Annotated in this window: 20 protein-coding genes; 9 read left to right on the top strand and 11 right to left on the bottom strand. The window is 65.9% G+C overall.

What is annotated here, in order from left to right; translation table 11 throughout:
• The first annotated feature begins 156 nt into the window (after window positions 1–156).
• Both WG899_RS05360 and WG899_RS05355 read left to right on the top strand, forming a co-directional pair.
• Window positions 157–1167, top strand: a complete 1011-nt coding sequence (locus WG899_RS05360; RefSeq protein ID WP_339594592.1) for an ABC transporter substrate-binding protein — start codon at window positions 157–159, stop codon at window positions 1165–1167.
• 8 nt (window positions 1168–1175) lie between these two features.
• Window positions 1176–2834 carry a diguanylate cyclase domain-containing protein gene (locus WG899_RS05355; RefSeq protein ID WP_339594591.1) on the top strand — a complete coding sequence of 553 codons (1659 nt, stop codon included), beginning with the start codon at window positions 1176–1178 and terminating at the stop codon, window positions 2832–2834.
• Between the two features lie 29 nt (window positions 2835–2863).
• On the opposite strand, the gene WG899_RS05350 is transcribed toward WG899_RS05355, so the two are convergent.
• Genes WG899_RS05350 through WG899_RS05340 form a run of 3 tightly spaced genes read right to left on the bottom strand, consistent with a single transcriptional unit; the run spans window position 2864 to window position 4942 of the window.
• A complete protein-coding gene (locus WG899_RS05350; protein WP_339594590.1) occupies window positions 2864–3451 on the bottom strand; it encodes an NAD(P)H-dependent oxidoreductase in 588 nt (195 codons plus the stop codon).
• A gap of 58 nt (window positions 3452–3509) precedes the next feature.
• On the bottom strand, window positions 3510–3941 hold the full coding sequence (locus WG899_RS05345) for a MerR family transcriptional regulator (protein WP_339594589.1): 432 nt from the start codon (window positions 3939–3941) through the stop codon (window positions 3510–3512).
• On the bottom strand, window positions 3938–4942 hold the full coding sequence (locus tag WG899_RS05340; RefSeq protein WP_339594588.1) for an RDD family protein: 1005 nt from the start codon (window positions 4940–4942) through the stop codon (window positions 3938–3940). The genes WG899_RS05345 and WG899_RS05340 overlap by 4 nt, the downstream gene beginning before the upstream one ends.
• A gap of 127 nt (window positions 4943–5069) precedes the next feature.
• Here WG899_RS05340 and WG899_RS05335 point away from each other — a divergent pair, with 127 nt between their 5' ends.
• From WG899_RS05335 to WG899_RS05325, 3 genes are all read left to right on the top strand, one after another.
• Window positions 5070–6077, top strand: coding sequence for an NAD-dependent epimerase/dehydratase family protein (locus WG899_RS05335; RefSeq protein WP_339594587.1), 1008 nt, complete (start codon window positions 5070–5072; stop codon window positions 6075–6077).
• A gap of 2 nt (window positions 6078–6079) precedes the next feature.
• Window positions 6080–6577 (top strand): GNAT family N-acetyltransferase, encoded by a 498-nt coding sequence (locus WG899_RS05330; protein ID WP_339594586.1) that lies wholly within the window; start codon window positions 6080–6082, stop codon window positions 6575–6577.
• Between the two features lie 90 nt (window positions 6578–6667).
• Window positions 6668–7732: a patatin-like phospholipase family protein gene (locus WG899_RS05325; RefSeq protein ID WP_339594585.1), complete on the top strand. Its 1065-nt coding sequence runs from the start codon at window positions 6668–6670 to the stop codon at window positions 7730–7732.
• A gap of 6 nt (window positions 7733–7738) precedes the next feature.
• Here WG899_RS05325 and WG899_RS05320 read toward each other — a convergent pair whose 3' ends face one another.
• The 8 genes from WG899_RS05320 to WG899_RS05285 form a co-directional block, all read right to left on the bottom strand.
• Complete coding sequence (locus WG899_RS05320) at window positions 7739–8095, bottom strand: hypothetical protein (protein WP_339594584.1); 357 nt, start codon at window positions 8093–8095, stop codon at window positions 7739–7741.
• Window positions 8096–8204: 109 nt separating this feature from the next.
• A complete protein-coding gene (locus WG899_RS05315) occupies window positions 8205–9356 on the bottom strand; it encodes an AraC family transcriptional regulator (RefSeq protein ID WP_339594583.1) in 1152 nt (383 codons plus the stop codon).
• Between the two features lie 53 nt (window positions 9357–9409).
• Window positions 9410–10999: an FGGY-family carbohydrate kinase gene (locus WG899_RS05310; protein ID WP_339594582.1), complete on the bottom strand. Its 1590-nt coding sequence runs from the start codon at window positions 10997–10999 to the stop codon at window positions 9410–9412.
• Window positions 10996–12594, bottom strand: a complete 1599-nt coding sequence (locus tag WG899_RS05305; protein ID WP_339594581.1) for a glycerol-3-phosphate dehydrogenase/oxidase — start codon at window positions 12592–12594, stop codon at window positions 10996–10998. The genes WG899_RS05310 and WG899_RS05305 overlap by 4 nt, the downstream gene beginning before the upstream one ends.
• Window positions 12591–14216 carry an FAD-binding oxidoreductase gene (locus WG899_RS05300; RefSeq protein ID WP_339594580.1) on the bottom strand — a complete coding sequence of 542 codons (1626 nt, stop codon included), beginning with the start codon at window positions 14214–14216 and terminating at the stop codon, window positions 12591–12593. Before WG899_RS05300 ends, WG899_RS05305 begins: the two co-directional genes overlap by 4 nt.
• 113 nt (window positions 14217–14329) lie before the next feature.
• Window positions 14330–15019, bottom strand: a complete 690-nt coding sequence (locus tag WG899_RS05295) for a PEP-CTERM sorting domain-containing protein (protein WP_339594579.1) — start codon at window positions 15017–15019, stop codon at window positions 14330–14332.
• Window positions 15020–15079: 60 nt separating this feature from the next.
• Window positions 15080–17296, bottom strand: a complete 2217-nt coding sequence (locus WG899_RS05290) for a phosphocholine-specific phospholipase C (RefSeq protein ID WP_339594578.1) — start codon at window positions 17294–17296, stop codon at window positions 15080–15082.
• 35 nt (window positions 17297–17331) lie between these two features.
• Window positions 17332–17913 (bottom strand): PEP-CTERM sorting domain-containing protein, encoded by a 582-nt coding sequence (locus WG899_RS05285; RefSeq protein WP_339594577.1) that lies wholly within the window; start codon window positions 17911–17913, stop codon window positions 17332–17334.
• A 355-nt stretch (window positions 17914–18268) separates the two neighbouring features.
• On the opposite strand from WG899_RS05285, the gene WG899_RS05280 reads away from it, so the two are divergent.
• From WG899_RS05280 to WG899_RS05265, 4 genes are read left to right on the top strand one after another with little or no spacing between them, the layout of a single operon-like run.
• The gene (locus tag WG899_RS05280; RefSeq protein ID WP_339594576.1) at window positions 18269–18655 is read left to right on the top strand and encodes a hypothetical protein; all 387 of its coding nucleotides are present in this window, start codon (window positions 18269–18271) and stop codon (window positions 18653–18655) included.
• Window position 18656: 1 nt separating this feature from the next.
• The gene (locus WG899_RS05275) at window positions 18657–19367 is read left to right on the top strand and encodes a LiaI-LiaF-like domain-containing protein (protein ID WP_339594575.1); all 711 of its coding nucleotides are present in this window, start codon (window positions 18657–18659) and stop codon (window positions 19365–19367) included.
• Between the two features lie 15 nt (window positions 19368–19382).
• Window positions 19383–20465, top strand: a complete 1083-nt coding sequence (locus WG899_RS05270; RefSeq protein WP_339594574.1) for a sensor histidine kinase — start codon at window positions 19383–19385, stop codon at window positions 20463–20465.
• Entirely contained in the window at window positions 20443–21186 is a 744-nt protein-coding gene (locus WG899_RS05265) for a LytR/AlgR family response regulator transcription factor (protein ID WP_339594573.1), read from the top strand. The genes WG899_RS05270 and WG899_RS05265 overlap by 23 nt, the downstream gene beginning before the upstream one ends.
• Window position 21187: the final 1 nt, after the last annotated feature.

The raw sequence follows: 21187 nt of genomic DNA, 5'->3' as shown, positions 1-21187 counted from the left end.
AAATTTGACGCAGCGCAACAAGTTTCCCTTGCGTTTCACCGCGCAGCCCATGGTGCTGCCACAGCAAACGCTTCGTGTCAGAATCAACAAAGAGGGTGTGAAAAGTCAGGGGGGATGATGGATCGCGTTCGAAGCCTTGGGCAAGAAGCAGTAGCGATGCTATGGCGCGCGGCCTGCGGCTTGGGCGTGGCGCTTCGTTCGGCGAGCCACCCCCGACCATCACTCCTCATCGCCTGGGGACTGTTCAGCACCAGCGCCTTCGCCGCCGAACCTTTGAGGTTGGCTGTCTCGGCCTCGCCGCTGTGCCTGCCGATCTTTGTGGCCGACAAGCAGAATTACTTTGCCGACGAAGGCTTGAACCTGCAGTTGCAAGAATTGGTGGGCGGGCACCGCGCCATGCAGACGCTGCTGGACGGACAGGCCGATCTGGCCACCGCGTCAGAGACGGTGCTGGTTTTCAACAGTTTCAAATCACGGCAGTTTGCGGTGCTGGGCAGCTTCGTCAGCAGCAACAAAGACAGCAAGATCATCGTGCGGGCCGGTGCCGGCATTGCCCAGTGGCAAGACATGCCTGGCAAGCGCGTCGGCACCGTGCTGGGCGCCGCAAGCCACTATTTTCTCGACACCTCGCTCTTGGCCGCCGGCCTAGACCCTCGGGCAATGAAGGTGCAGCATGCCCAACCGGAGCACATGGCCGAGTTGCTCAAACACGGCGATCTCGACGCCGTGTCCATCTGGGAGCCTTTCCCTTTCAAGATTCTGCAAACCGTGCCCGGCAGCCGTGTGCTGCCCGGCAGCATCAGCTACCGGCTCAGCTTCAATCTGGTGGCGGGACGGGCGCTGATCGGGGCCAGAGACGATGAATTGGCACGCCTGCTGCGGGCGCTGGACCGGGCAGAGCGCTTCATCGCCGAAAAACCAGCCTTGGCCCAGGCCCTGCTGCGCGAGCGGCTCAAGCTCGACAAGGAATTCATCGATTGGATCTGGCCCAGCTACCAGTACCGGCTCACCCTCGACCAAGCGCTGCTGGCCTCGCTGGAAGCCCAGGCACGCTGGGCCCAGCGAGAGGGCCATGTGGCCGGCGAACGGCCACCCAACTACCTGGCCTTGATCTACTCCAAGCCGCTGCGGCAGGTTGCACCCGCAGCAGTGAGCCTGATTGAGTAGGCCCAGCCATGCGCCTGCGCAGCCTGTTGGTGTCCTTTGTGTCCTCGGCGTTGCTGCTGACGCTGGGCCTGGCGCTGAGCGTGGGCTATCTGGCGAATCGATCCCGTGAGGTGGCCCGCCTGGAGCAACAAGCTCACCAGGCCTCGACCCAGATCAGTTCTCTCTTGGTCTTGACCCATGAATTCGCCCTGCACGGCGAGCCCCGCACGGTGCAGCAATGGAAGGCCTTGCAAGCCGAGATTGGCGACACGCTGGCCGCCACCGAACAGAGCCCAATGCCCGCACCGCTTGAGGCCACGGCCGGCGTCGCTCAGTTGGCCGACGTCTTTCGCCAACTGGTGAGCAATGGGTCTGCGCGGCAAGCCGACACCGATGTTGGGCAGAACTCGGTGCAGGCCCGCCGCCAGGCGCTGCTGCTGAGTCAATTGCTGGCCGATTCACAAGCGGTGACCGAGTCGGTGCAGCGCTGGAGCCTGGCCGCTGACCAGCAGCGCCAGCACTATGAAAAGCTGACCGGCCGTTTGGCCATCGCCATCCCGGCGCTGATGTTGTTGCTGTTCGGCGCGTTGGCGGTGCTGCTGTTCAAGCGGGTGCTGTATCCGCTGCGTCGCTTGAACCGGGCGGTCGAGGCCATTTCCAAGGGTGATTTGAGTGTGCGCAGCGCCACCGGCACCGATGACGAGTTCGGCGAGTTGTCGCGTCACTTCGACGCCATGGCGGTGGACCTGGTCAGCGAATTGCGGCGCGAGGTCAAGGAGCGCCATCAAGCCGAGGCCCAGTTGCGCCTGGCGGCCAGCGTGTTCAGCCATGCGCGCGAGGGCATCATGATCACCGCCGCCGATGGCGCCATCATCGACGTCAACGACACCTTCAGCGAGATCACCGGCTACGCCCGCGACGAGGTCTTGGGCCAGAACCCGCGCCTGCTCAGCTCGGGCCGCCACGATGCCCATTTCTACCAAGCGTTTTGGCGCAGCCTGCTCGAGCAGAGCTTCTGGACCGGCGAGCTCTGGAACCGGCGCAAAACCGGCGAAATTTATGCCGCGATGCAGACCATCAGCGCGATCCGCGATCAGCAGGGGCAGATCACCCACTTTGTTGCACTGTTCTCGGACATCACCTCGTTCAAGCACCATGAGTCGCAACTGCTCACTCTGGCCTACCACGATGCCTTGACGGGCTTGCCGAATCGGGCGCTGCTGCAAGACCGCCTGCAACAAGCGATGGTCCAGGCCAAGCGCCGCGGCAATCATCTGGCGCTGGCCTTTCTGGACCTGGACGCATTCAAAGCCATCAATGATCGGCATGGGCATGCGGCCGGCGATGCCCTGCTGGTCGGCGTGGCGCATCACATCAAACAAGTGCTGCGCGAGGGCGACACCTTTGCGCGCCTGGGCGGCGACGAGTTTGTCGTGCTGCTGGCCGACCTGCCGGACGAATTGGCTTGTGAGCCGATGCTGCAACGCATCCTAGAGGCGGCCAGCCTGCCCGTGGCCTGGCGAGGCGTGAGCTTGCAGGTCTCGACCAGCCTGGGCGTGGCCTTCTATCCCGCGGACCGGGAGCTCAACGCGGACCAACTCTTGCAGCAGGCCGACCATGCCATGTACCGCGCCAAGCAAGAGGGGCGCAACCGCTTCGAACTCAGTGGGCCGGGGGATTTGATGTGAGGCAGGCTCGCGTTCGTTAGCGGGGCCAATCATTGCGCGCCTGCGCCAAGTCGGGCAACCTCGGCCAGCCAACGCTCGCGCTGGGCCGGCGTGCTGGGCAAGACCGGCCCAAACTCGCTGATGCGGACCGGCTTGATGCCGCAGAACTCCAGCACCGTGCGCCGCATCATGTGGTGAGCCGGTGCGCGCTGGAACCAGCGGAAGTACCAAGGCGGCGTGTCCATGCAGACCAGCAGCCGCGCGCTGCGCCCCGTCAGCAACTTCTCGGGCACGCTGTTGCCGGGGTGATATTTGAAGGCGAAGCCGGGCAGCAGGACGCGGTCCAGCGCGCCCTTCAGCAAGGCCGGCACGGAGCCCCACCAAACCGGGTAGGCCCAGACCAGATGCTCGGCCGCATGCATGGCCTGCTGCAGGCGCTGCAGGTCGGGCTCCAGCGCCTGTTCAACTTGGTAGCCCAAGTCCAGGCTCAGCTTGAACTGCAACTCGCTCAAATGAATCAGTTCGACGCTGTGACCCGATTCAACGGCAGCCTCGGCATAGCGCTCGGCCAGTGACCGGCTCAGACTGCTCGGTTTGGGGTTGCCATTGATGATGAGAATGCGTTTGGCGATGGACATGGGGGCCTTGTGATCAACAACAATGCCCGCAGTCTGCGGTCTGTCCCATGGGGCAGAGTCAAGCCCCCGTCGCCGATTTTTTTCTTGTTTGCTGTTGCAGTTGCAGTTGCGGGCAAGCACAAGCCAGTTCATGCGCGCCGGCCAAGGTGGCGGCAAAGGCCTCCAATCGCCCGGCCTGCGCTTGCAGCGCAAGAATCTGCAGCGCCAGGTCTTGGCGGCGCTGCGCCACCGCTTCGCGTGCAAAGGCCAGGCTGACTGCCTCCACCAGCGGCCCCTGGCTTGCCAGTTGCTTCAGCTCATTCAGCTTGAAGCCCAAGACCTGGGCCTGACGGATCAGGGCGACGGCATCCACATGCTCTTGCTCGAACACCCGGTACTTGCCGCGCCGGCGCGGCTGCGGCAACAAGCCCATGGCCTCGTACAAGCGCACGGCCTTGGCCGAGGCGCCGGTCAAGCGGCAGATCTGGCCGATCAACATGCCTTCGCTCATGACTGAGCTTGCTCCGACCCGAGGGACTCGGCCACACCGTTCTCAAGGCGCGCCTCCAGCACTTGGGCGGGCCGGCGGGTGTCGATCACCACGGTGTGGGCCGTCTTGTCCTGAATCGCCTGGCGATTGGGGTCCCAGATCAGTTGCAAGAAGCCGGCAAAGCCGGTGGCCATGCCGGCGGCATAACCGCCATAACGCTTGAACAGAATCAGCGGCGTCAAGCGCTTGCCGGTCAGCTCCAAGATGCGCAGACCGAACAGCCGTTTGCCGACGGTCTGGCCCGGCCACAGCGCCGGCAGCAAGGTGAAGTACAGCGCCGGCAAGATCAGGAAGCCAAACTTGTCGCGCCAGTAACGGTATTCCTCCACCAGCGCCAGGCTGCGCGGCGCCTTGGCACGCGCCAGTTCCGCTTCCAGCTGGCGGATGCGGCGCGACTGCTTTTTAGCGCGGCGCTCGGCTTCACTGGTGGAGGCGGCATCCGAAGCCTGTTCGGCTGCGCCCGCGACGCCCGACGCACTCGAGGGGCTGGTCAGCGGCTTCGGCGCTTCGTCCACGGCCTCGTCCGCCGGCTCTTGCTCTTCCACTGCAGTCGCGCTCTTGTGCCCGGCACGCAGCTCATCCACCAGCTCCATCACGCCCAGCACGCCAAACAGCGCCACCAGCAGCCAGGCCGCCAAGCGCGGCGGCCGCCCCGGCGTGAGCGCTTCGGCAGGCGTAGCCGCAGAAGCAGCCCGCCGGCGCAAGCCCAGGCCGACGCGCGAGAACAGGTCGGGGCGCTTCCACTTCAGCCACAACCAAGCACCCAAGCCCATCGCAATCACCAGCAAGGCGTTGAGCAAGCCATTCAGCACCGCCAGCAAGGCCACATCCACCCCCATGGCCAGCGCGCGCTGACGCGGCGTGGCCAAGGGCTGGCCCAACATTTCGGGCGCAAGGTTGAGGTCTTCGGGCGTGACCCAGGCACGCGGGTCGTAGGGGGGCTCGGCAGGAGTCACGGTCATGAGTCGCAGATGACACAGGGCGCTGCATCTTAGTCCGCTGCCGGGCCGCGCTATGACGAGCGGCTGCCTCGTGCATTGCTGAAACAATCGCTCCATCCCCAAGCCCCAAGCTCCAACACGCTCGCCCATGAAAATCCTGATCCTCGGTGGCACCCAATTCCTCGGCCGCAACTTTGCCGAAGCGGCGCTGGCCGCCGGCCATGAGCTGACCCTGTTCAACCGCGGCCTGCATGGCGCCTCGCTCTTTCCCGGCGTCGAGCAATTGAAGGGCGACCGCACGCAAGACCTGGCCCTGCTGCGCGGGCGCCGCTGGGATGCCGTCTTTGATGCCAGCTGCTACCTGCCCAGCGCCGCCAGGCGCAGTGCCGAGCTGCTGCGTGACTCGACCGAGCATTACGGCCTGATCACGACGATTTCGGTCTTCCCGGAGATCAACGCGGCCACCGACGAAGACTCGCCCAAGGCGCAGCTGACGGCGCAGCAGCTTGAAGAGGCCGAGCAGTTGAGCTTGAGCGGCGGCTCGCGCTCCGGCGGCGGCTATGGCGCAGCCTATGGCGGCCTGAAGGCCTTGTGCGAGCAAGAAGTGCAGGCCGCCTTCGGCGAGCGCGCCCTGATCGTGCGGCCCGGTTTCATCGTCGGCCCCTACGACTACAGCCCCCGCCTGCCCTACTGGCTGCGCCGCATGGCCGAGGGCGGCCGCGTGCTGGCCCCGGGCCGGCCCGAGCGCAGCGTGCGACTGATCGACGCACGCGACATCGGCGACTTCTGCTTGGCGATGGCGCAGAGCCGCCGCGGCGGCGTCTTCAACACCAGCGGCCCCGATGGCCAAACCATGGGCGAACTGCTTCTCGCCTGCCAGCAGGCCAGCGCGAGCCAAAGCCAGCTGGTCTGGCGCAGCGATGCCGATCTGCTGGCCGCCGGCGTGCAGCCCTTCCAAGACCTGCCCTACTGGCTGCCCGAGGCCGACAACGCGATGATGGACATCCGCAGCCGCAAGGCGGAAGCCGCCGGCCTGCCCTACCGTCCGCTGCTGCAAACCCTCACCGACACCGCACAGTGGCTGGCCGCGCAGCCCGCCACGGCGCCGCAGGGTTTGACGCGTGAGCGCGAGCGTGAACTGCTGGAAGGGCTTTGATCATGACCGCGGTTGAACTGCACGCCGCCGACACGCAGGCGCAACTCGACTGCATCGAGACGATGATGCAGTACTTCAACTACGAGCTCAGTGCCTGGTACCCGATTGAGTTCACCACCGAGGGGCGCATGCCGGTATCGCCCAAGGCGGCACTGTGGGCCACCGCCGGCGTGCGGCCTTTCTTGATCCATGTCGGCCAAGCGCTGGCGGGTTTTGCGGTGGTCGACACCGAGACCCAATTGCCCGGGAGTCAGCACAATATGGCGTACTTCTTCGTCACGCGACGCTACCGCGGCAGCGGCGTGGGCCGCTTGGCCGCCCAGCAGTTGTTTGCCCGCTTTCCCGGCATCTGGGAGGTGTATTACCTGCAAGCCAATGAAGCGGCGGCCGGCTTTTGGCCCCGCGCCATCGCCGCCTGCGTGGGCGAGTCTTACACCCACAGCACCCAAGCCATCGACGGAGAGGACTGTCAGCTGTTTCGCTTTGAGACGACAGCCTAAGCTCGAACACCAAAGCAAGGCCCGTAACGCCCCACTCAAGGGCATACTGGCGAGGCAGGGGCTTGCGGACAAGCCCTCGGAGCCTTGCCCATGCCGCGACGCCAAAGCCTCAAAGCCGCCCCGCACCCAGCGATCAATCTGGCCCTGCAAGGTGGGGGCTCACACGGCGCCTTCACCTGGGGCGTGCTGGACGCCCTGCTAGAAGACGGGCGCCTGCGAGTGGAAGCGGTCAGCGCCACCAGCGCCGGCAGCTTGAATGCGGTGGCGCTGGCCGATGGCTTGCGCAAGGGCGGGGTTGACGGCGCCCGCCAAGCGCTGCAAGACCTGTGGCGCGCGGTGGCCGACGCGGGCCGATTGAACCCGCTGCAAGCAACGTGGCTGGACGGCTTTATGCATGGCGCCCTACGCGGCCTGCAGCAGGCGGTGCCACCGGAATGGTCGGCACCGCATCTGTGGGCAAATGCGATGCTGCAGCTGTTCTCGCCCTACCAACTGAACCCGCTCAACATCAACCCGCTGCGCCAGATCGTGCAGGCGCAGGTGGATTTCGAGGCACTGCGGCAGGCCTCACCGATCCAGCTCTTCCTGAGTGCCACCAATGTTGAGACCGGCAAGATCCGCGTCTTCAGCGGCGCCGATGTCAGCGTCGACGCGGTGCTGGCCAGCGCCTGTCTGCCGACGCTATTCCAGGCGGTGGAAATCGAGGGCGAGTTCTTCTGGGACGGCGGCTATATGGGCAACCCGGCGATCTTCCCGCTGATCTATGAAAAGGTCTCGGCCGATGTGCTGATCGTGCATGTGAATCCGGTGTTGCGCAAAGGCGTGCCGCGCACGTCCGCCGAAATCGCCAACCGCATCAACGAGATCAGCTTCAACTCCTCGCTGATGCGCGAGATGCGCGCCATCGCCTTCGTCACCGGCCTGATCGACCGCGGCAAACTGGAGCCCGCGGACGCCCGCCGCATGCGCATCCACTCGATCCGTTGCGACGAGTTGATGGCCGCGCAACGCGTGGAAAGCAAGATGGACACCGCCTGGCCTTACCTCTGCAGCCTGCGCGACGCCGGCCGCCAGCAGGCGCAGGCCTGGCTGGAGGCGCATGCGGCCCAGGTGGGCGTGGAGTCCTCGGTGGATATCAGGGCCGAGTTTCTCTGAGGCCTATCAGCTGCAGCTCGGCACCTCGGGCTTGCCATTGGACTTCATGCATTGCTTGTAGCCAGACGGCAGATGGCTGACCTGGCGCGTTTGGCCCACATTGAGCTTGAACTGCTCGAACACCTGGTGGGTGCAGGTGGTAGTGGGCGTGCTGCTCTCGGCGCCCACGGACTCACAGCGGCTGGTGTAGAGCGCGTAATTGCACTCGCCACTCGGGCTGGCCACGCATTCGAACTTGGCTGAGCCGGGGGTCTTGACCGAGGCGCTGTCGCCGTCCTTGGTGGTGGTGATGTGGATGGCGCAGCCGCTGAGGGTGGCGGCAAGGGCCATGGCTGCAAGGGCAATGAGGCGGGTCTTGATCATCGGAGAACTCCTGAAGATTTATCGGCAGATGCCCGCATCCTAGGAAAACCCGCAAGACCTGACCCTGCGCTTGCGACGAACTGCAGAGTCGCCGCGACAGGCCGTCAATTCAGCTCGCTGCGCGCGAGCGCCAGGCCGCCGGTGTGCAGCCAAACCAGCCGCGAAAGGCGTGGTTGAAATTGCTCTGCTCGCTGAAACCCAGCAGAAAAGCGATCTCGGTCAGCGAAAGCTGCGGGTCGCGCAGCAAGACCTGCACTTGCTCGCGGCGCACCGCTTCCACCAGGGCGGTGAAGCTGGCCTCGGCCTCGGCCAGGCGGCGCTGCAAGGTGCGCACGCTCAAAGACAAAGCGGCGGCCACTGCCGGCAGCTGGGCCCTGTCATGCCGCAATTGGGTGCGTATGCATTCCCGCACCGCTTGCACGATGGCGGGCTCGGGCGCGGCTACGGCGGAACTGCTTTGCGTGCCGGCCAGGCCGGCTTCATGCAGGCGCTGGGCTAGGCGCTCCTCGGCGGCGCGCAGCAGCGGCGGGAACATGCCGACATCAGCATTCGGCAACGGCAGGTCCAGCACCAGGGCCGGGAAGCTGGCCTCGGTAACGCGGGCACCAAAGCGCACCGGCGCGCCAAACACGCGCTGGTACTCGGCCAGATCGGCGCCCTCTGGCGCGTCGTGCACAAAGGCCAACGCATAAGCCGGCACGCTGGCGCCGCCGGCCAACCAGCTAACAAAGGTGTGGATGCCGGCCATCACGCTCTCGCTCAGATGGCGCGCGCCGAGCTGATCCAGCCAGGGCGAATGCCAGCGGTAATGCGCCAGGGCCAAGCGGCCATCGACGGCATCCTCGACCACGATCTCCGAACGGCCCAGATCATGGGCCAAGCCTTCGAAGCGGCGCGTCTGCTCTGCAGCGGCCCGGAAGTTGGCGCAGGTGCAGAGCACTAGGCCATAGCTGGCAAAGGTCGAGAGGCCCATGCGCTGCCCCACATGCAGGCCAAAGAACACATCGTCCAATTGCAGCGCTGCGGCATTTAGCAGCGCGATATAGCGCTGCACCGGGATGGCCTCCGGCAAGGCCGCGCCGGGCTGGGCGAGCTCCGGCAGGCCGCAGGCCTTGGCCAGGCGCGCCATATCGGCGCCCAGCTCACGGGCGGTGTCCACCGCCGTCTTGGCATAGGCCCCGACCACGCGGGCCTGCGCGGGCGGCGGCAGGCTGCTCAAGGACTCGTGCTGGACAGGCGTGTCAGGAGAAGAAACGGACATGGCCGGCAGTTTGCCGCAGGCCCAGGGCGGCCACCATCCTTGCTCACCCGAAGTCAGCCCTCTTTGGCTGTATTCAAGATCTCTTGCAGATCGCCATACAGCGGGCCGAGCCGCTCGTACATGCGCAAGTAAACGCGTTTGTAAAGCTCGTCATAGAGTCGCGCGTTGGCGGGCTTGGGCTCAAAAGTGCGGCCCAGCCGCGTCATCGCCGCCACGGCTGTGGGGAAGTCGCGGTGCAGGCCCAGGCCTACCGCGCCGGCAATCGCCGCGCCCAGGCCCGAGGTTTCAAAAGTGTGAGGGCGCGAGGTGGGCAGATTGAAGATGTCGGCGCTCAGCTGCATGGCTGCGTCCGACTGCGAACCGCCACCCGACACCCGCAAGGATGTGAGCTTCACCTTGCTGCGCGCCTCGATCTTTTCTTTTCCCTCGCGAAGCGCATAGGCCAGGCCTTCCAGAATCGCCCGGTACAAATGCGCGCGGGTGTGCACATCGGAAAAGCCGATCACCGCGCCACGCGCGTCCGGGCCGGGGTGGCGGATGCCGGGCGTCCAGTAGGGCTGCAGCATCAGGCCCTGGCTGCCGGGCGGCACGGTGGACACCATGCGGTCAAACAAGGCCTCGGGCGTCACGCCTTCCAAGGGCGCGGCAGCCAGCTCGGGGTGGCCGAACTGTTCCTTGAACCAGCTGACCATCCAATAGCCGCGAAAAATTTGCACCTCGGTGTTGTACTGGCCGGGCAGCACCGCCGGATAGGGCGGCACAAAAGGCGTGGCCTCCACATAGCGCGGCGTGGTGATATCGATGGTGGCGGTGGTGCCGTAAGAGATGGCGCCGATCTCGGGGCTGATGGCGCCGGCGCCGATGATCTCGCAGGCCTTGTCGGCCGCGCCAGCAATCACCGGCAGGCCCTCGTCCAAACCGGTCGCTTCAGCGGCTTCGCGCGTCAGCCCGCCGAGGGTGCTGCCCACTGGCAGCAGTTCGGGCATTTGCTCGCGCCGCACCTGCAAGGCCTGCCACTTCCAGTCCCAGGCCGGGGCCCAGTCCTGGCGCTTGAAGTCAAAGGGCAGATAGCCCACTTGCGATCCGACCGAATCGGCAAAGCGGCCGGTCAAGCGGTAGTTCAACCAGCCCGAGACCAAGAGCACTTTGTGCGTCAAGGCATGGCGTTCGGGCTCATGCTCGGCAATCCAGTTCAGCTCGGCCTCGCGGCCGAAATAGTCGATGGTGGCGCTCACGCCTGCGGCTTTGAAGGCCAGCGCCCACCAGGGGCTGACGCGCGGCGCGCGGCTGGCGCGGCGCTGGTCCAGCCAGATGATGAAGGGCCGCAGCGCCTTGCCGGCCGCATCCACCGGCACCAAGGTGCCGCGCTGAGTCGTCACCACCACGCCTTTGACGCAGGCCCGCAGATCCGCATGCTGGGCCCACAAACCCCGGCACACCGAGGCCGCGGCCTGCCAGAAGGCTTCGGCATCATGCTCCAACCAGCCAGGCTGCAAGGAGATGTAGTCATCCAGCGGCTGCTGGCATTTGGCGCGGATATTCCCGTGCAAATCGACCAACAAGGCGCGCACGCTTTGAGTGCCGCAGTCGATGGCGAGCAAGAGTTCGTCTCGACTCTTGGATTGGTGATGGTCCGTGCTCACAGGCCCTCCTCCGCAGGCACCGCGTAGCAGCGCGCCACCCGGTCCAGGTAATGTGCCATTTCAGCGGCCCATTGCTCGGCCGACCAGCCCAGCTCTTCGCACACGATAGGTTCCAGCTGCGGCAGCAGCTCGGCGCCGCCCTGCGGCAGCAACAGGCCCAGGCGGCTGCGGCGCAAGAGCAAATCGTCCAGATGCGCCACCGCCTCGGCGCGGCAGGCGTAACGCAGCTCGATCCAGTTATTGGGGCTGCGGCCGATGCGCGCCAGCTCTTGCGGGTGCGCTTTTGCGCAGGCCAGCAGCGCCAGCGCGTCGATGCCGTACAGCGATTGCCAGCGGGCACGCAAGTCATTGGGCCAATCAGCCGGCCAATGGGCCGACAAATCCGCTTGCGGGGACAGCACCGCCGCATCGGGCCGCACATGGGCCAGGGCCGGTACCCGCGCGGCTGCCAAACGCAAAGCCTCGACGGCACTGGCACGGAAGGTGGTCAGCTTGCCGCCGGTGACGGTGATGAGACCTTCTTCGTCCTTGATGAAATGCTCGCGGGTGGCTTTGGAGGGGTCTGCGCCCTGCTGGCCCTCTTCCGCCAAGACCGGCCGCACGCCCGACCAAGTGGACAGCACATCGGCCTCGCCCAGCCCCAAGCTGGGGAACTGATGATTCAAGGCTTGCAGTAGATAGTCGAACTCGGCGCGGCTGATGGCGGGCTCTTCACCCAAGTCAGGTGCATGGTCCAGATCGGTGGTGCCGACGAGCGTGGCGCCCTCCCAAGGCAGGGCGAACACCGGCCGGCCGTCTTGGGGGTGGAAGAAAGCCAGGGCCTGCGCCACCGGCAAGCGCCAGGCATTGAACATCAGATGGCTGCCGCGCAAAGGCCGCAGCTTGGGCGCACAGCCCAGGCTGGCGCGCAGCTGATCGGCCCAGACGCCAGTGGCATTGATGACGCAAGCCGCCTTCACATCGAAGCACTCGCCGCTGAGCGCGTCTTGCAATTGCACGCCGTCCACACCTGAGGGACCTCGGCTCAAGGCGCGAACCGCCAGATGGTTGAGCGTCAAGGCACTGAGGCTGCGCGCCTCGGCCAAGACACGCAAGACCAGGCGGGCATCATCGGTCTGCGCGTCAAGATAGGACCAGCCGCCCAAGAGCCCCTGCAAGCCCAGAATAGGCGCGCGCTCTAACAGCGAAGTCACGCTGAACCAGCAGCGCGAGCGCGCCCGCGCCAAGGCGTCGTACAGGGCCAAGCCGATGCCGAGCACGCGCCGGCCTGTCTTGTCGCCCACGCGCACCGGCAAAAGAAAGCGCAGCGGCGTCACCAAGCCCGGCGCATCGCGCAGCAAGGCCTCGCGTTCGCGCACCGATTCGCGTGTCAGGCCGATGCGGCCCTGGGCCAGATAGCGCAGGCCGCCGTGCACCAGCTTGGAGGAGCGCGAGGAGGTGCCGCTGGCAAAGTCGCGTGCCTCCACCAGCGCCACCGAGGCGCCGGCCCGCGCCGCCTCCAGCGCCACGCCGGCCCCGGCGATGCCGCCGCCGATCACCAAAACATCAACCCGGCCGAGCGCGCGCAGCCGCGCCAGATCTTCGGCGCGCTTCACTGCGCCTGCCCTTGGCGCGGTGCACTGGGCAGCAGATTGCCCGAGTCCAGCAAGCGCTGCGGATCAAAGTGCTGGGCCAAGGCCTGCAGCGCCGCCATGCCGGCCGCGCCCTTCTCGGCCGCCAGATAGGGCGCATGGTCTTTGCCGACACCGTGCTGGTGGGTGATGGTGCCGCCGTTCTGCACAATGGCCTCGCAGACGGCCGTCTTCAGCGCCTGCCAGCGCGCCATCGCCGTTTCAAAGTCGGGCCCGATGCGGAAGACAAAAGTGCTGTAGACGCTGCTGCCCTGCGCATAGACATGCGAGAGATGGGTGTAGGCATGGCAGCGCTCGCCCTGCGCGGCCAGGGCCTCGCGGCCGGCGGCTTCCATAGCCGCCATCATGGCCGGCACGCGCGGCCAGTCCACCGCCGTCTCCATGGTGTCCACCGCATAACCTTGTGCCCACAGGGCATTGCGCAGATAGACGCCTTTGAAACGATTGGCCTGCCATTTCTTGCCCAAGAGTGCGCCGGTGCCCACCGCGCGATGGCGGCGCAAGATCGCTCTGGCCAGCGCCTTCATTGCGCTGACCTGCGCCGCGCCGCCGGTGAAGCCCAGCATCAGCATCACCTTGGCGCCGGGCGCACAGCCGCGCAGGGCCAGATAGCGCTCTAGCCAGGCGATGGCGCTGGCGTGGCCGGCCAGGGCCAGGGTGGTCAGCGTCTCAGTCGCATTGGCCAGACGCATCATCGACAGCCCCAGCTTGGCCTGGGCCAGCTCGCGCACCGCCGCCTCGCCGGCCGCCCAGTCGGGCAGGAAGAAGGCCAAAAAGTCCTCGCGCTCGGGCAGGCGGCTGATGCGCACTGAGGCCTCGGTCAGCACGCCAAAACGCCCTTCCGAGCCCAGCACTTGCTCGCGCAGATCGGGGCCGGCGGCCGAGGCCGGAAAGGTGGGCAGCTCCAGCGTGCCTTGCGGCGTCTCCAGCCGCCCGCCAGCGAACATCGCCTCGATGCGACCATAGCGGGCCGACTGCTGGCCGGAGGAGCGCGTCACCACCCAGCCGCCCAGGCTGGCGTATTCAAAACTCTGCGGGTAATGGCCCAGCATCCAGCCGCGTGCGCGCAGCTGCGCCTCCAAATCAGGGCCCAAGACGCCGGCCTCGAAGCGCGCCAATTGCGCCAGCGGGTCCAGGCTGAGCAGGCTGCGCATGCGGCCCAGCATCAGCGTCAGCACCGGGCGGGCATCGCCGGCGGGCGGGGTCAGATGGCCGACCACGCTGGTAGCGCCGCCGCAGGGAATCACCAGCGCGCCGACCTGGGCCGCCCAATCCAGCCACTCGCGAACCTGGGCCGAGCTTTCCGGCCAGACCACGCCATCGCTGACCGGACCCACGCGGCCAAAACGCAGACGTAACCAGTCGCCCAGGCTCTGGCCGAAACTGGCGCGCAAACGGGCCTCGGCGCTGGTGTCCAGGCCGGGATGCGCGGGCAGGCGGGATGGCGGAATTTGCGCCAAGGCCGCCGCCAAAGCCGCGTCTTGCGGCACCTCGGCCAACCCGACCTGGGCGTGCAAGAAGTCCAGTGCGCCCTCGTTCAGGGCGCTGGCCACCCCTTCGTCACCCCAACCATTCCAACGACGCATCACGAATCCCCGGCTCAAAAAAAGGCAAGGCCCGAGCTTATGCAGCTCGGGCCTTGCCGACTAGGGATTTTGTGACGCGGGCTTGTGCTTACGCGCCAGACTGGGGTTTGTCTTTAGGCTTTGCGGCGACGAGCAGCGGCGCCCAGGAAGCCCAGACCCAGCGCCATCAAGGTATAGGTTTGTGGCTCAGGCACGGCGCCGACATTGGTCAGCGAGAAGGCCAGGTTGTCGGCGTAGCCGTCGTTGTCATTCGAGGCCAGGCGCTCCATGGTCAGATCGAACTTGATCTGAGCGGTGCCAACCGGCACAAAGCCCTTCAGCTGACGGAACAGCAGACCGGTCTGGTTGCCACGGTCAGCGGGGGTGACAGGGCCCAGGGTGATGTTGCTGATGTCGGCGTTGGCCGCGTCAACAAAGGTCACCAGCAGCTGGGCGTTGTCGCCCTGGCTGGTCCAGCCACCCAGATAGCCGTTCAGGTCGAAGGCGACCTTGCCTGTGGCGATGCTGGCGCTCAGATCGCTGACGTTGACAAACTGGAAGCCGGCCGAGAAAGGCGAGCTTTCGCCGGCAAACATCTTGGCGCCGCGGTTGCTAGGGCCGGGCTGGGTGGGCAGCACCCAGTTGCTGCCGTATTCAACGGACTGGAACAGGTCGGTGCCTTCGTAGGCGGTCCAACCGGTCACGCCGGCTTCGGCGTCGCCGTTAATGATCAGATTGCTGCCGAAGCTGGTGGCGTGAGCGGCCAGGCTGGCGGCCAAGAGGGTCAGAGCGGCGGCGCCGCGGATCAGGGTCTTGGTAGTCATGATGAAAAGTCTCCGTGAATCAAACAAAGTGAACAGTGAGGTAAGAGCTGCAGCGGGAACTCAGACCGGCAGGCGGTACTGGTTCAGCTGAGCCGGGCCTTCCATGGCCGGGTCGGTGATCGAGGGCTCGCCGGTTTCCAGATGGCCGGCAAAGCGGCGGCTGAAGTCGGCTTGGCCGACCACGCGCACGCTGAAGTCGTACCAGTAGGCGCTGTCCTTCAGCGGCAGGCGCACGGTGATGCTGGCACGCGGCGCCAACTTGACGGTTTGCGGCTCCACCGCGTAGTACTTGTTAGCCACCAAGGTCATGCTGCAGGCGAAGCTGCCGGCGTTGCTCAGCTCGATGATGAGTTCGCCATTGACCATGTCCGGCGTCACACGCACTTCGGGGTTAGGCTGGGCGGCCGCAGCGACGCGGCGTGCATTGCCGGTGAAGTGACGGTGGTAGCCATTCGGGCCCAAGACCCACAGATCGTAGGCGCCGGTGCTGCTGGGCTGCCAGGTGCCGCTCAGCTGCTTGCCGGCTTCGACCGTGTAGCGGCGCGGCAGCGCGGCCAGGTTCAGGCGGTCATAGACATGGAAGACTGCTGCGGGCGCTTCGGTCACGCCGGTGTGGGCGAATTGCAGCTCGATGCGGCTGGAGCCGACACGGCCGGGGTTCACCTTGACGGTGGCCGTGGTGTGCAGCTCATAGGCCAGCGCGCGGGCCGGACGTGGGCCGCTCAGTTGCACCGGGGCTTGCAGGCTGCTCGGCGTGGGCGGCGTGCTGGTGCCGGGCAAGGCACGAGCGCGATTCGCCAACTCCAGCGTCTTGGGGAACTTGTCGAAGAAGGCGACATCATTGGGGTCGCGGAAGTTGAAGGCCGAAGTCATGTCACCGGCCACGGCACGACGCCAGCCGCTGATATTGGGCTCCATCACGCCGAAGCGCTTTTCGATGAACTGGATCACCGAGGTGTGGTCCGCCACTTCGGAGTTGACCCAGCCGCCCTTGCTCCAAGGCGAGATCACGTACATGGGCACACGCGGGCCAAAGCCGTAAGGCTTGTGCTGATGGGTGGCGGGAGTGCCGTTAAGGATGTGGTGGTACTCACCGGCGGTGTCGGCGGTGGAGGCACCGGCCAGCTCGGCCTTGGCCGGGTCGGCATCCCAAGTGATGTAGCTGGGCGCGGCCGGGGGCGGCATGTGGTCGAAGAAGCCGTCGTTCTCGTCGAAGTTGATGAACAGAACCGTCTTGCTCCAGACCTCGGGGTTGGAGGTCAAAGCGTCCAGCACCTTGGCCGTGTAGTCCGCGCCTTGAGCCGGGCTGGAAGGGCCAGGGTGCTCGGAGCCTTCGGCCGTGGCGACGATCCAGCTGACTTGCGGCAGCTTGTTGGCCAGCACGTCTTCACGCAGCTTGTCCAGATCACGGGTGTTGATGCCGCGCTCGGCCAGCTCGGCCGAGTAGCCGGGGCGCTTGTAATAAGCGTCGCGGAAGGGGCGGAAACCGAACAGCGCGTTGTCGGTGAAGTTGTCGTTCAGGTTCTGGTAGACCTGCCAGGTGATGCCGGCGGCTTGCAGGCGCTCGGGGTAGGTGGTCCAGGTGTAGTCGTCCAGCGGGTTCGGGTTGAACCACTCGTGGCTGTTGTCGGTCGAAGGGCCATTGCCCAGACCCAGGCCGTCATTGCTGCCGGTCCAGACGAACAGGCGGTTGGTGTTGGTGCCGGTCTGGGTGGCGCAGTGGTAATGGTCACAGATCGTGAAGGCATTGGCCATCGCGAACTGGAAAGGCATATCGCTTTCCTTGAAATGGCCCATCGAGTGGTTGTTCTTGGCCTTGGGCCAAGCGTTCATGCGGCCTTGGTCCCATGCGGCTTGCGCATCGGCCCAAGCGTGCGGCGTGCCCGAGACGCGCATGAAGGCGAAGTTCTGCTCGGTGTTCAGGTGGAAAGGCGCAATCGCGACCGGGCCGGTGGCCGGGCGGCCGGGTACAGCAGCGGTGGCATTGGGCTGCACCCAGACCGTGCGGCCGGTGATGCCGGTCTTGTCGGCCACCGGGATCGGGAAGGGGTCGGCGAAGCCGCGCACGCCATTGAGCGTGCCGAAGTAATGGTCGAAGGAACGGTTTTCCTGGGTCAGCACCACGATGTGCTCGACGTCCTGGATGGTGCCGGTGCGGTTATTGGCCTGGATGGCCAGGGCGCGCTGAATGGCAGGCGGGAAGCTGGCCAGGGCGGCCGAGGCACCAGCGGCCGAGGCCATGGTGCGCAGGAAACCGCGACGATCTTGTTGGGTCATGGTGTGTGCTTTCAGAGGAATTGGGGGAGGTGGGCTCAGACCGCTTGTTTGCGGCGGGCCACGCGGGCAACGACCATCAAGCCGGCCAGCAGCAAGGCATAGCTCTGCGGCTCAGGCACGGCCTGGGTGAAGCTGAAGTCGTCCATCACGAATTCGCCGTGGTTCAGGCTCTTGATGCGCACGGCATCCACCAGGCCGGCATAGCCGCTGGCCAGGAAGGTCGGCGTGGCGGACGGGTCCAGCGTGGCGCTGCTGGCCACGACTTGGCCGTTCAACAGCAGTTCGAAGCTCAGCACGGCCCCGCCCTGGCCGGAGAAATAGGCACCGTCGAAACGCGCCGTTTGGCCTGCGCTGCCAAAGCGGATCAGGCTGGCTGCGTCGCTGCCCAGGAACTCGTTGGTGATACGGCCATCGCCGGATTTGGCGGTGTAGGGCGCTGCCGGGGTCGAGAAGGCGATCCAGCCGGCGTTCGACCAGTCGAGCCCGCCGTAGTTGGCGCTGACGATGCCGTCGGGCAGGTCGTCAAAATTCAGCGTCGTCGCCATGGCGCTGGGCAGCGTGGCCAGCAAGGCCCCGCCGACTGCGACCTGGCTCAGCAAATACACAAATTTCCTCATGAACAAGCTCCTGTTTGTGGATTCCGTTCAATCTATTGAGGAAATAGGTCGTGCCGATGACGGCCAGGGTGCCAAACGGACTAGTTCAGCGGTATGGGCAGGGCCACAGCTCGCGGTCCTTGCGTGCCACGATGCCGCTGCAAGCGCCACCCCGCGGCCGCAGCAGGCCCACCCGCTTGCTTGTGCGGCCAGCGCACGCGCCATTCACCGAGACAATGCCGTCACTCACCGAAAAACCGGCGACAAGCCGGTCCGGCACGGATATCGTGACCGTCGTCACCACACATGACTTAACTCAACGCAGCGCAGCGCGTCCCGACGCCGCTCAAGAAAGCCCATCCACATGCGAGTTCACATGCGAGATTTTCGAAACTGCCGCCACCACGATCGCCCGCATCGGCGTCATCACCAGCTCTTCAACGGTCTGTTCCTGATCGCCATCGGCAGCCTGTTTCTGCTCGAGCGCCAAGGTCTGCTTGCACTGCCTTCGGTGCAGGTGCTGGGCACCGCTGTGTTGGCCCTACTGGGCCTTGGGCGCATGCTGTTTGCTTCCCACCCCGGGCAAGTGGCGCGCGGTGCCTTCTGGGTCTTGCTGGCCGGCTGGCTCTATGCCTCGCTGGAGCATCTGTGGGGCCTAACCTTCCACAACAGCTGGCCGCTGCTGCTGATCGCCTTCGGGCTGAGCAAGATGGTCGATGGCCTAGCCCGCCTGCGTGCGCCGGCGGCCGAGGAGTCCCGCTGACATGCGCCATCACCACAATCCACAAGGCCAGGTGATTTTTGGCGTGCTGCTTGCCCTGCTGGGCGGGATCTTTCTGCTCGACAACCTGCACATCTTCAACGCCCGCGCCATCTTGCCGTTCTGGCCAGTGGTGTTGATCGTGGTCGGCTTCGTCAAGCTGCTACAGCCCCGAGAGCCAGCGGGGCGCGTCTTCGGCCTGGGCCTGATCGTCGTCGGCAGCGCGCTGCTGCTGCGTCATCTGGGCCTGCTTGATTTCCACTGGCGCGACTGGTGGCCCTTGCTACTGATCGGCGTGGGACTCAAAGTGATATTGAAGGGCCGGTTTTCGGACGCTGAGCGAGGCGCCAGGCCGGATCACATGCAGCAAGAGCTGCTGCATGACAAGCAGGTCAATATCGCCGTGGTGATGAGCGGCAACCAGTCACGCGTCGATGCGCAGGACTTCAGCGGCGGCGATATTTCAGTGGTGCTGGGCGCCGTCGAGCTCGACCTGCGTCAGGCCTCGATGGCCGAAGCCAGCACGGCCACCTTGCGGGTCGATGTGGTGCTGGGAGGCTTGGAGCTCAAGGTGCCGAGCGATTGGAGCGTCAGCATCAATGGCACGCCGCTGCTGGCCGCCTTCGAGGACAAGACCGTGCCGCCGCTGGTGCCCAGCAAACGGCTGATGCTTGTTGGCCGCGCGGTCATGGGCGGCATCGAAGTCCGCAACTGAGGCCGCGGCCCGCCCATGTATCTGCTGCTGACGCGGCCTCGCGCCCTGCTGGGCTATTTGCTGGCCAGCGCCTTGCTGGGCGTGCTGCTGGCCGCTGGCCTGCAGCTGGGCGGCACCCTGCCCTGGGCGCCGGCCCTGCTGTTCGCGCTGCCGCTGAGCCTGTGCTTCGCGGTGCTGCTGCCCTCGGCCGGGCATGTCAGCCGTGCACTGCCCTTGGCGCAACGCTCGCTGGGGCTGGGCCTGAGCCTGTTTATGGCCGCGGCGCTCTTGGTCGCGCTGCTGTGGCTGGCCGCGGGCCTGCTGTGGGGCAGCCTGCTGACGCAGCTGGGCGAGGCCTGGGCCGCGAACCTGTGGACGATGCCGCTGATGCTGAGCGTCTTGGCGCTGGGTGGTTGCCTCTACTTTTGCGCCCTCTTGCTGGCCGATGCGCTGAGCGCCTTGCGCCTGTCGCGGCAGGCGCAGCAAAGCGCCGAGCAGGCGCAGCAGCGTGCCCGCGAGGCCGAGCTGCTGATGCTGCGCGCCCAGGTCAATCCGCACTTCTTGTTCAATTGCCTCAATTCGATCAGCGCGCTGACCAGCCTGGACCCGGCCGGAGCCCGCGCGATGACCTTGGCGCTGGCGCAGTACTTTCGCCAAACGCTGAGTCTGAGCGGGCAGTCACAGATCACACTGGCCCAGGAGCTGGCCCACTGCCGCTGCCTGCTGGAGATCGAGCAACTGCGCTTTGGCGACAAGCTGACGGTCGAGCTGGAAGTCGAGGCCGCGGCCGCGGAAGCCCTGCTGGCCCCGATGCTGCTGCAGCCCTTGGTCGAGAACGCCGTCAAGCACGGCGTGGCCCAGTTACTCGAGGGCGGCCGGGTGCAGATTCGCGCCGGTGTCCGCGCCAGTTGGCTATGGCTGAGTGTGGAGAACCGCTGCCCGGAGGCCGGCAGCAGCGCGCCCAGTTCCGGCTTTGGCCTGGACAATGTGCGCCGACGCCTGGCCAGCTTGTATGGCGAACAGGCCCGGCTGCTGGAACGACAGACCGGCGACCGTTTTTTGGTGGAGATCACCCTGCCTTGGAGAAGCTCACGCGATGCTGACGGCCCTGATCGTTGATGACGAAAGCCTGGCGCGGCGCCTGCTGCGCGAGTTCCTCAAGCCACACGCCGACATCGAGGTGATCGGCGAATGCGACAACGGCTTTGCGGCCGTGCAGGCCCTGACAGACCCCGACCCGGTGCGGCGCCCGGACCTGCTGTTCCTGGACATCCAAATGCCGCAGCTGAGCGGACTCGAGGTGCTGGCCCTGAGTGGCCGCGAGCATGGCGTGATCTTCACCACCGCCTACGACCAGTACGCGCTGAAGGCTTTTGATCTGCATGCGGTCGACTACTTGCTCAAGCCCTTCTCGCAAGAGCGCTTCGACGAGGCGCTGGCGCAAGCGCGCAAACAAATGCAGTTGGTCTCGCCAGGTTTGCAGCAAGTCTTGGCCGAACCAGCGCCGCAGCGCCTCGATCGCATCCTGCTGCGCGAACGCCAGCAGGTGCATGTTTTGCCGCTGGACAGCGTGCTGTGCGTGGAGGCCGAGGACGACTACATCCGCATCCATACCGCCGAGCGCAGCTATCTGAAGACCCAGCGCTTGAGCGATTTGCAGGACAGCCTCGACCCGGCGCGCTTTGTGCGCGTGCACCGTTCCTGGCTGATCAATCTCGACCATCTGCGCGGCCTGGAGCGCCAGGGCAAGGATCAGCTCCACGCTTTGCTGACACAGGGGCTGCGCGTGCCGATCAGCCGCGCCGGGCACGAACGGATCAAGCCCTTCATTCAGGGCTGAG

Source organism: Paucibacter hankyongi (genome assembly GCF_037482915.1).
GTDB classification, from domain to species: Bacteria; Pseudomonadota; Gammaproteobacteria; order Burkholderiales; family Burkholderiaceae_C; genus Paucibacter_A; species Paucibacter_A hankyongi.
The sequence above is the reverse complement of the archived record's forward strand: the minus strand, read 5'-3'. Positions and strand labels throughout refer to the sequence as shown.

Bases quoted from the DNA above. Each gene is read 5' to 3' on its own strand.
- WG899_RS05360 (WP_339594592.1), top strand. From the start codon at position 157: ATGCTATGGCGCGCGGCCTGCGGCTTGGGCGTGGCGCTTCGTTCGGCG.
- WG899_RS05355 (WP_339594591.1), top strand. From the start codon at position 1,176: ATGCGCCTGCGCAGCCTGTTGGTGTCCTTTGTGTCCTCGGCGTTGCTG.
- WG899_RS05350 (WP_339594590.1), bottom strand. From the start codon at position 3,451: ATGTCCATCGCCAAACGCATTCTCATCATCAATGGCAACCCCAAACCG.
- WG899_RS05345 (WP_339594589.1), bottom strand. From the start codon at position 3,941: ATGAGCGAAGGCATGTTGATCGGCCAGATCTGCCGCTTGACCGGCGCC.
- WG899_RS05340 (WP_339594588.1), bottom strand. From the start codon at position 4,942: ATGACCGTGACTCCTGCCGAGCCCCCCTACGACCCGCGTGCCTGGGTC.
- WG899_RS05335 (WP_339594587.1), top strand. From the start codon at position 5,070: ATGAAAATCCTGATCCTCGGTGGCACCCAATTCCTCGGCCGCAACTTT.
- WG899_RS05330 (WP_339594586.1), top strand. From the start codon at position 6,080: ATGACCGCGGTTGAACTGCACGCCGCCGACACGCAGGCGCAACTCGAC.
- WG899_RS05325 (WP_339594585.1), top strand. From the start codon at position 6,668: ATGCCGCGACGCCAAAGCCTCAAAGCCGCCCCGCACCCAGCGATCAAT.
- WG899_RS05320 (WP_339594584.1), bottom strand. From the start codon at position 8,095: ATGATCAAGACCCGCCTCATTGCCCTTGCAGCCATGGCCCTTGCCGCC.
- WG899_RS05315 (WP_339594583.1), bottom strand. From the start codon at position 9,356: ATGTCCGTTTCTTCTCCTGACACGCCTGTCCAGCACGAGTCCTTGAGC.
- WG899_RS05300 (WP_339594580.1), bottom strand. From the start codon at position 14,216: ATGCGTCGTTGGAATGGTTGGGGTGACGAAGGGGTGGCCAGCGCCCTG.
- WG899_RS05295 (WP_339594579.1), bottom strand. From the start codon at position 15,019: ATGACTACCAAGACCCTGATCCGCGGCGCCGCCGCTCTGACCCTCTTG.
- WG899_RS05290 (WP_339594578.1), bottom strand. From the start codon at position 17,296: ATGACCCAACAAGATCGTCGCGGTTTCCTGCGCACCATGGCCTCGGCC.
- WG899_RS05285 (WP_339594577.1), bottom strand. From the start codon at position 17,913: ATGAGGAAATTTGTGTATTTGCTGAGCCAGGTCGCAGTCGGCGGGGCC.
- WG899_RS05280 (WP_339594576.1), top strand. From the start codon at position 18,269: ATGCGAGATTTTCGAAACTGCCGCCACCACGATCGCCCGCATCGGCGT.
- WG899_RS05275 (WP_339594575.1), top strand. From the start codon at position 18,657: ATGCGCCATCACCACAATCCACAAGGCCAGGTGATTTTTGGCGTGCTG.
- WG899_RS05270 (WP_339594574.1), top strand. From the start codon at position 19,383: ATGTATCTGCTGCTGACGCGGCCTCGCGCCCTGCTGGGCTATTTGCTG.
- WG899_RS05265 (WP_339594573.1), top strand. From the start codon at position 20,443: ATGCTGACGGCCCTGATCGTTGATGACGAAAGCCTGGCGCGGCGCCTG.